Source organism: Pseudomonas sp. G(2018) (genome assembly GCF_005502415.1).
Lineage (GTDB): Bacteria > Pseudomonadota > Gammaproteobacteria > Pseudomonadales > Pseudomonadaceae > Aquipseudomonas.
Genome location: NZ_SCOO01000072.1, coordinates 1 through 7,846 on the forward strand (window position 1 = coordinate 1; position 7,846 = coordinate 7,846).

The window sequence follows — 7,846 nt, forward strand, 5'->3', positions numbered from 1 at the left end:
CCGGTGGCCACCGCCAGGTGGCCGTGCCCTGCCCTGCTCTTTCCCGCGGCTGATCGCGCACCTGGTGCATGTCGGTCGATGCGCCCGGGCCAGCACCTGGTCAGTTGCTCGATGCCGGCGGCGCCGGCAACTGCTGCAGGTGATCGTGATCGAGGCCGGTGCCGATCGGCACGGCGCGGCCGGCGATCGCCGGTGAAGCATATCCGGGAGAGAGTGAGGGAGTTGGCCAGCGGATCCGCGCTCGATCGGCGCATCGGGTTTGGTCGACGTCCTGGGCGGGATGCTGGTTAAAGCGTTGAGCATCTGGCCATGGCGCTGTGCAAATAAAGAAGGATAAACCATTGTCTAAATTCATGGGCAACGAAAAAGCCGGCAAGAAGCCGGCTCTTAAATAGCTAGTCCGATCAGCGCATGCGTTGCGTAGCTTTAGTTTTGTGCAATGGCATATGAGCTAAAGAGTCTGTGCTACCGGTATTTGTTGGAGGTGGAGGATCGAGTGTAATGCGTATATTCGGATTAAGTCGGCAAGTGGCTTCTTGAATAGCGTCCCAATGCCGAAAAGGTACAGTGCCTACATTCAATGGACGGGGACTAAACTCAAGATCTGCCGGATGTGCAATAACCTTAAAGTGCTGCCACTCAGGTTGATTCATCAACTTTGCCACCAAATCGGGGCGTTGCATCAAAACAATATGCGGTTTAAATATTCCGAGGCTATCCGGATCCGTCCCTTCAGAAATAAGTATTCCTCTGAGCGTCGACTGAACCTCTTCCATAGAGCTTTTTGAAAGTCGTTGAAATGTAATGAAGTCATGATTTGCCATGTCCTCTGGTTTCATCATCAACGGATTTTGCTTTTCATTCAATTTAACTAAAAAGTCAATGACCGTAAAATCTAGGCGATGTTCATTCGCATAGCTGCGTGCAGCCATAAAAGCTTCCTGCTTACTTTGATATCCATACAACGCAGAAAAAGCTCCTTCAATGGAGCTTTTAGTTTTTAGTCCGCAGTCCTTTAATGCTATGGAGCGCGGCGCGTTACCTTGGTAAAAGTAAAGTGTCGATAACTCGATAATATGTTCGTTCTTTTCTTGCTCATTCGTGTTCGCTACTTTCACCATTTTTTGTCCAACCTTGAATCAGAACTTTCTCAACGCCTTGGTGGTCAGCAACAGTGCTCACCGCGTCGCGCATAAATTTTTGACTCTGCTTTGAAGTCATATTTAGTCTGCGCACAGCTTCGATCCATCGTATTACTGGTCTTCCTGGCTTACCGCCATGCTTGATCAAGCGGTAAGCCGACGGCGCTGACCTCCCGGTCAACGTAGCAAACATCTCTAGGTCCTGCGGGGCTTCAGCATCGAGTCCAAGGTAGTCAAAAAACTCCTTGATAGCGGGCGGATGCTCCACCGGCGAAGACTCCGGATAACTTTTATACGCATAGAGGCACAAAGCCACAGCAGGGTCGCTGATAGGAGTGCTTGAGCGCTCCTGACTGGTCAGCTCTTCCCATTTCGCCTTCTGCAAACCGAAAGCATCTGCTGCCGCCACTTTTGATAGCCCATTTTCAAGGCGCCATCTTTCGAGGTCGGTTCCGCAGATCGGTTGAAGGAGCTGTTTGGTCATGTCCACTCTCTTTTCATTGATGGTAGCAAAGAAGCATCACTCGGTAGGAAATTTCTGACTCGCAGGCCGGGAAATTGGTTTCCCAGCATGGAGATTTTACAGATCTTCCAAAATGCTGCTATTTTGCATAGTATACACAATACAAAAGAACGGCAGCACGCAAACGGCACCACCTTTGACCCTCGTTTTCAGCAGTAGTTCAGGACGACTGAAGGCGAGAGCAGAGGTAGCTATTACCACTAGCATAGGGAGATCCCCATGAGCGCAGAGTCGGACGCACAAATGCAACAATTTACGGACGCTGTCTACAGTCAAAACGACTCGGATAGCGATCTTGGGGGCCAATCGCCACTAGCGGCGATAGAAGCCCGGTCGGTCAGGTTTACCCAGTGGCGCGACACGATGCTCGGGGAGTCTGAAGCAGTCCCTGAAATCCCAGAACGATTGCTGCGCCATTGGGTCGATGGTGACATCGCGAGCTTCAGGCTTCTTTCGTCAATTGACGAGGAAATTGCCGCTGACAATATCTCTTCTAACTTCCAAAACTACGAAGCTTATCGCGTTGAAATGCAGCAGCTGGCCGGCGATGTGGCGGACAAGGTGGAGGAGCTCAAGAAGGAGAGTTTACGCCGCGGGATTGAGCAGGATCGCGTAACAGCCAAAGACCTCGTCGCCCGGCTGCGTGATACGGACGCCCAAGCGAAACTGCCTATAGATACTTCGGGACTCAACGGTTTCTCCGGCGGCGAGCAGCATCCCGATCATGCGCCAGAGTTGCTTACCGCAAGCAAAGTGCTTGACAGCATCACCTATAAGACACGGCCGGATGGGAGTGTCCTTTACCTGGTAAGCGAACGGCCAGCATTCATCGATCATGGTCGCCACATCATTGTCGAGGACAAAGCGCTCGATGACGAAGAATCGATCCTCGGCGCAATTCTTCTCGCCAAAGAAAAGTACGGCGGCGCTTTCTCCTTAACCGGGACAGATGAGTTCAAACGCAAAGCACTTGAAGTGATGCTGAAGAACAATGTCGAGGTTCGTCTTAAAAGTCCCGCTCAAGAGATGCTTTTGCGGGAGTTGGCCGTCGCTTATCCCAACTACAAACTCCCGGCTGCAATGCCCAAGCACACGCAAGGCGCCACTGGCGAGACAGTTCAAGACGAAGCGTTGGCCAGAGTTGAGCCGCAGGTCACCGTTGATTCCAGCTCCGTCCCCAATTTGGCTGTGGTTAAGCGTGAGGATCCCAAGCCCGTCAATCGTCTCGCCGGGAGATTGGTAGAGCACGGTGTTGCGCCGTACGACCATGAGAAAGGCAACAAAGACAGTTACTTCGTCGTTCTCGAAAACAGCGACGGTCAGTTGTCGACAACATGGGGTGTAGGTTTGGCCGATGCAATGGCTACAGCGTCTGTTGCAGGCGGTGAGATGATTGAATTGGTCAATAACGGTAAAAAACCAGTAACCGTCGTAAAAGATATCAAAGATGACCAAGGCATAGTTGTCGACACTCAAACTATCGACACTCATCGCAACGAGTGGATCGTTGTTACTGATCGGCCAGCGGCCGATGCGCAATTTGCCGATCTGAAGGAGGCGACTCCCCCCACTTTGACGTTGGTTGAACCCACCACTCGACCGGCCCCTGCTACCAGCGAGCTGACTCCGATTTCCGCTATGGATTGGTGGCAGGTGCAACACGCCGTAATTGAAAGTTGGAGTAGCGATAACAACGAGCGCGAGGTCTTGCTCCTCGAACTTGGGCCAGAGCCTGCCGTAGACACCTACTACTGGTTTGATAAGAGCGGCAACCAAGTGATTGCTCCATCCAACGCCAAGGAGCTACTAGTTGCCTTCGAGCATAGCCGTACAGCGATAGATTCACACACAGCACAGCAGGAGAGTCAGATGACAGAGCAAAATGCTAGTCCGGGTGTTAACCACGAAAACGGTGACGAACAGAAGCTGATTCTTCGAGGAGTCAATAAGGTAGGTGACGATTACGACACCACCGTGTTGCTCTTCAAAGGCAAGGGCGATTATCTCCAGGGCTTTATGAAAGTGGACGGCATTAAACATCAGGTCATTGCGCATCTAAATGAGCGTAAACCAGATGTAGGCACAGGTGAAATAAAACCAAACTTCATCAAATTGTCCAAAGTGGTCGGCCAAGGTGATGCCGCTAAATGGGAAGAGTTCGGCTTCGGTAATGCGCTGAACAAGCGTAATGATCAGAAGCCTGTTTATTTCGATGATGTGTTGTTCAACATCGGCGGCAAGACATTGAGCGCACGGATCACCAAATACGTCGACGACGACATGCACCGCAAATTAGGTTTCGTGCAGGACCGGGTTGCGCGTCCGGAGCGAGCAAAGGCTGGCGAACAGCTGGCCGAGGCAGCGGCTGACCCAAAGGCGAAGGCGCAGGCGGCACAACCGGAGGCAAAGCAGCCTCCGGCGGCGGCCAGCGCCCAAGAACCCAGCGCCCCAAAAAAAGCGCGTAGCCGCGCTCGAGCTTGATTGAGCTGCCGCCTTCTCCACCGAGGATCCGTTATGAAAATTGTGTTCAGTGCCCTTCTTCTTCTGTTTTGCATGTCTGCGAACGTGAATGCAGCAACGTGCCGGAGCGGTGAGGCCGCTGTTCGTGGTAGTAAAAGCGGATATGAAGAGGACAAGAAGGCGGCAGAACAAACCGTCGAGGACGAGCTCTCGTTTTCAGATGTTTTGGAAAAATGCGTAGGTGGCGTAACTGGAATCAAAGCTGGCCCAACATACGGTCCGTCAGAAACATTTGGGGACTGGGCTGAAAAGATTTTCAAACAAGTTTGCAGTTTAGCCCGTGACAAGATAAATGACGTGGCCGATGGCGCCACTGAGTCCCGGATGGGGAGTGCATTGCAGAATCTGTATTCCGATTACGATAAGTACAAACAAGCCACAGATGCGGGGACTATCAATTCCGGTTCACCTGGCACAGTGTCAGGAAGCATAGGAACGCTTACCAATTTTAATACTACGTCGGCTCCTGCAGCTGTCCAATCTTCGCAGGCTCCAGCCACAGCATCAGGAAGTACATCTACAGCCGATGACAGTGAATTCTGGAATGACATCTGGAAGTAGGACCATTAATTGCCTTAATTCCGTGATTCGAGTCCTCAATGGTGACCATGCGATGAGAATTTTTCGAATTTTAGTTATCGCAATTACTGCGGCAGTTTTTCCAATGGTAGGAAGCTGCCAAGAGCCCCCGCCTACATACATTCAAATTGCGTGGCAACAGGGTGTGCCCGCTAACTACCTGTATGCCATTGCGCAAACTGAAAGTAATACAGAACTGACCATTGGTGTTTATCCTTGGCCTTGGATATTAAATGTGGCAGGAACGCCTAAGCGTTTCGCGACGTTTCAAGAAGCATGTAGCGAGGCTAACAAAGCCGTTGCGAAACACGGCGGGAGGTCGGTAGACATTGGAATTGGTCAACTGAACTGGGGTTATAACGGGCATAAGTATTTCGCGACACCGTGTGACTCGCTCTTTCCGCGAAGAAATTTAGAGGTCGCCGCGATGTTACTGCGCACCCATTACCAAACAAGCGGGGACTGGCTTGAAGCTGCTGGAATGTACCACCGCCCTGCTGGAGGTGAACCAGCTCGTCGTTACAAAAAGGAAATCGAGCGTCGGCTAAGTAAAATTACAGTTGCACCAGGACAGAAGGGATCGTATGTCGTCACAAAATGAACCAGGACGAATTTCAATAGAAGGAGCGCACTCTGCGGAGAGTCCGGTGCAACACGCTCCGTTGATAAAGCCTTTTGAGTTTCAGGGAGATTTTGGCCCTCATAATTTCAAACGCTTCTTAAAGCACTGCGCTGACAATGGCGTTTCTGACTTGACTATCCAAGGCGGCGATTACATTTGGGCTGAAATTCACGGCCGTCAATGCCGGGCTACACTGCACACAATCAAACAAGGTCAACTGCCAACATTAATTGCAACCGTATGGCAGGCTGAAGTTGAGTCAAACATTCGCTCAGGTAAAGGCGCTGACAGAGCCCTTGAACTGGAAGGTGAAGAGCTTGGCATCGAGCGCGGTGGATTTCTCCGGTTTCGGTGCAACTTCGTTCAGGCTCGCGTTGCGAAGCTGGATGAAGCTTATTCGATCACGATGCGAATAATCCCTTCCGAGCTGCCTGATATTCTAAAAATGGGGATCGAAGATGAGCTCTTTGAGGCCATGTACCCTAGCCAAGGTTTAGTTCTTGTTTGTGGTCCTACCGGATCGGGTAAAACAACATTGCAGGCGGGCATCTATGGCTACGCAGGGCAGGAAATGCCCGATCGCAAGGTTGTCACCTACGAAGATCCGATCGAGTTCGTCCTGGGCGGCGCTCATTGGAAAGGCCCCCAGCCGTCCCAATCGCAAATCGGCCGGGACATAGCGACGTTCGCGCTAGGTTTGAAAAATGCAATGCGCCGGAAGCCAAGCATCATCGGTATCGGCGAAGCGCGAGACTTGGAAACAATGGACGCGATGATCGAGGCGGGTTTAAGCGGTCACCTCTGTTATGCAACGGTACACACCGAATCGGTTCCGGAAACGATCAACCGGATTATTCAGGTTTACCCTCCTGCACAGCAGTCGGCTGTCGCGTCGCGATTGATGGGATGCTTGCGAGTTATCGTCGTTCAGCGCTTGCTCAAAACCACAGATGGAAAGCGACAAGCCATCCGCGAGTTCGTGGTGTTTGACCGCGATCTACGAAATGAACTTCAAGCTCACTCATACGAGCGGTGGGCATTGGAGCTGCGGTTAAAGCTTGAAGAAGCGGGCGCCACTTTAGATGACAAGGCCTGGGCTCTATTCGAAGCTGGGCGTATCGATAAAGAGGAGTTTATCGAACTAGCCGGACACAAAGCTTTCCGTACACGTTCTGGAGTTGCTGCATGAGTGCTTCAATTTGGCAACACGCGGGTCGGTCCCCAAAAATTTTCGGTATCCCCTGCATGGCATTTTTGCCGATATTTATTTGGATGTTTCACTGGGCGTATTGGACGTTTGCGCTGGCTGTGGGCACGATCGTTTTTTTTGCCGTGCTCGCACGCTTCGGTCTGACATTTAAAGTGCTATGGGGCAAGGCTCTGCACTTTGTACGTGGATCGAGAATCTTTGCCAGGCCATGGTGGTATCGCAACCGGTTTAAGGATCTCGATTAGGGATTTCCTGGGTTACCATTCAATTGAGGCTCCGTAGGGGGCCTTTTTGCGTTCTTGCGGTCAAGGGTCAGCCCGGAAGCCGCATGCGGCGCACAGCCTGCTTGCAGGCGAGCACCGAACGGGTGAGGACTGAAGCGCAGCGGTCCCTTTACCAGGTGGCTGGTAATCAAGGCTCCCCCGGCGGTCATGGGGTTGCTTCTCCCCCCATGGCCGTTGGGGTCAGAGGCCGACTCGCTCCCTTCCTGGAGGGAAGGGCGGGGGGATGGGTATGGCCGCCGCCGGCGGCCGGTGTTGACCGTCATCCACAAATCCACGGTCTGTGTTAGGGGATGGGTCAGGGGATCCCCGTGCAGGCGGTGGGGTTCGTGGGTGATCGGTGCTCCTGCAGGTGCCGGCGGCGCCGGTGGCCGTGCCCTGCCCTGCTCTTTTCCGCGGCTGATCGCGCACCTGGTGCACGTCGGTCGATGCGCCCGGGCCAGCACCTCGTCAGCAATTTGGCTACTTTAAGACCGCTGGGGATGGATCGGTTCACGGACTGCTTGCAGGCCTCGCATCCGCTCATCGAACACAATGCGCTTTAGCATGTAGAGTGCGATCAACTCGCCGCCAACTTCTGTGCTCCAAGCTTGCTGGATCGCCCCATACAAACGATCTATTTCGAGCATTGAGCGCCGGTAACTCTCGACCTCAAGAATCAAGCGACGGACATCAGAATCAGGGTACTTAGTCCAATAATCCCGCAGCTCGGATTGGGTGACTGACCGGAAAGGTGGAAGATCGCGAGCCATACAAAAGACCTGTACAAATAAACAGTACCTACGAGAATACCTAAACGAGCCACGTAATGGATAGATACCGACGACTGACCTTGGCGCGGAATTGGTCAGTTGCACACAGTGACAACGCCTGACCACCAACTACTATCAGACCATATTGGTCTACAGCTTCGCGTTCTGGCGACCTATAAACGTCCTTGATCCTCTCTTTGAAATACAGAAAGAGTTC

Annotated in this window: 8 protein-coding genes; 6 read left to right on the top strand and 2 right to left on the bottom strand. The window is 52.4% G+C overall.

Going from position 1 to position 7,846, the window contains the following annotated elements; genetic code table 11:
- The coding region (locus FFS64_RS31540; protein WP_218571105.1) for a hypothetical protein at positions 1-196 on the top strand (196 nt) is incomplete at its 5' end.
- Between the two features lie 208 nt (positions 197-404).
- On the opposite strand, the gene FFS64_RS30825 is transcribed toward FFS64_RS31540, so the two are convergent.
- Both FFS64_RS30825 and FFS64_RS30830 read right to left on the bottom strand, forming a co-directional pair.
- Positions 405-1,121, bottom strand: coding sequence for a hypothetical protein (locus FFS64_RS30825; protein ID WP_137808418.1), 717 nt, complete (start codon positions 1,119-1,121; stop codon positions 405-407).
- On the bottom strand, positions 1,096-1,626 hold the full coding sequence (locus FFS64_RS30830) for a hypothetical protein (protein ID WP_137808419.1): 531 nt from the start codon (positions 1,624-1,626) through the stop codon (positions 1,096-1,098). The genes FFS64_RS30825 and FFS64_RS30830 overlap by 26 nt, the downstream gene beginning before the upstream one ends.
- Before the next feature lie 258 nt (positions 1,627-1,884).
- On the opposite strand from FFS64_RS30830, the gene FFS64_RS30835 reads away from it, so the two are divergent.
- The 5 genes from FFS64_RS30835 to icmT are packed head-to-tail and all read left to right on the top strand — an operon-like array spanning position 1,885 to position 6,841.
- Positions 1,885-4,146, top strand: a complete 2,262-nt coding sequence (locus FFS64_RS30835; RefSeq protein WP_137808420.1) for an LPD7 domain-containing protein — start codon at positions 1,885-1,887, stop codon at positions 4,144-4,146.
- Between the two features lie 33 nt (positions 4,147-4,179).
- A complete protein-coding gene (locus FFS64_RS30840) occupies positions 4,180-4,746 on the top strand; it encodes a hypothetical protein (protein WP_137808421.1) in 567 nt (188 codons plus the stop codon).
- Positions 4,747-4,798: 52 nt separating this feature from the next.
- The gene (locus tag FFS64_RS30845) at positions 4,799-5,365 is read left to right on the top strand and encodes a hypothetical protein (RefSeq protein ID WP_177498746.1); all 567 of its coding nucleotides are present in this window, start codon (positions 4,799-4,801) and stop codon (positions 5,363-5,365) included.
- Positions 5,349-6,575: a plasmid transfer ATPase TraJ gene (traJ, locus tag FFS64_RS30850; RefSeq protein WP_137808422.1), complete on the top strand. Its 1,227-nt coding sequence runs from the start codon at positions 5,349-5,351 to the stop codon at positions 6,573-6,575. The genes FFS64_RS30845 and traJ overlap by 17 nt, the downstream gene beginning before the upstream one ends.
- A complete protein-coding gene (gene icmT / locus FFS64_RS30855) occupies positions 6,572-6,841 on the top strand; it encodes an IcmT/TraK family protein (RefSeq protein WP_137808423.1) in 270 nt (89 codons plus the stop codon). Before traJ ends, icmT begins: the two co-directional genes overlap by 4 nt.
- Positions 6,842-7,846 lie beyond the last annotated feature (1,005 nt).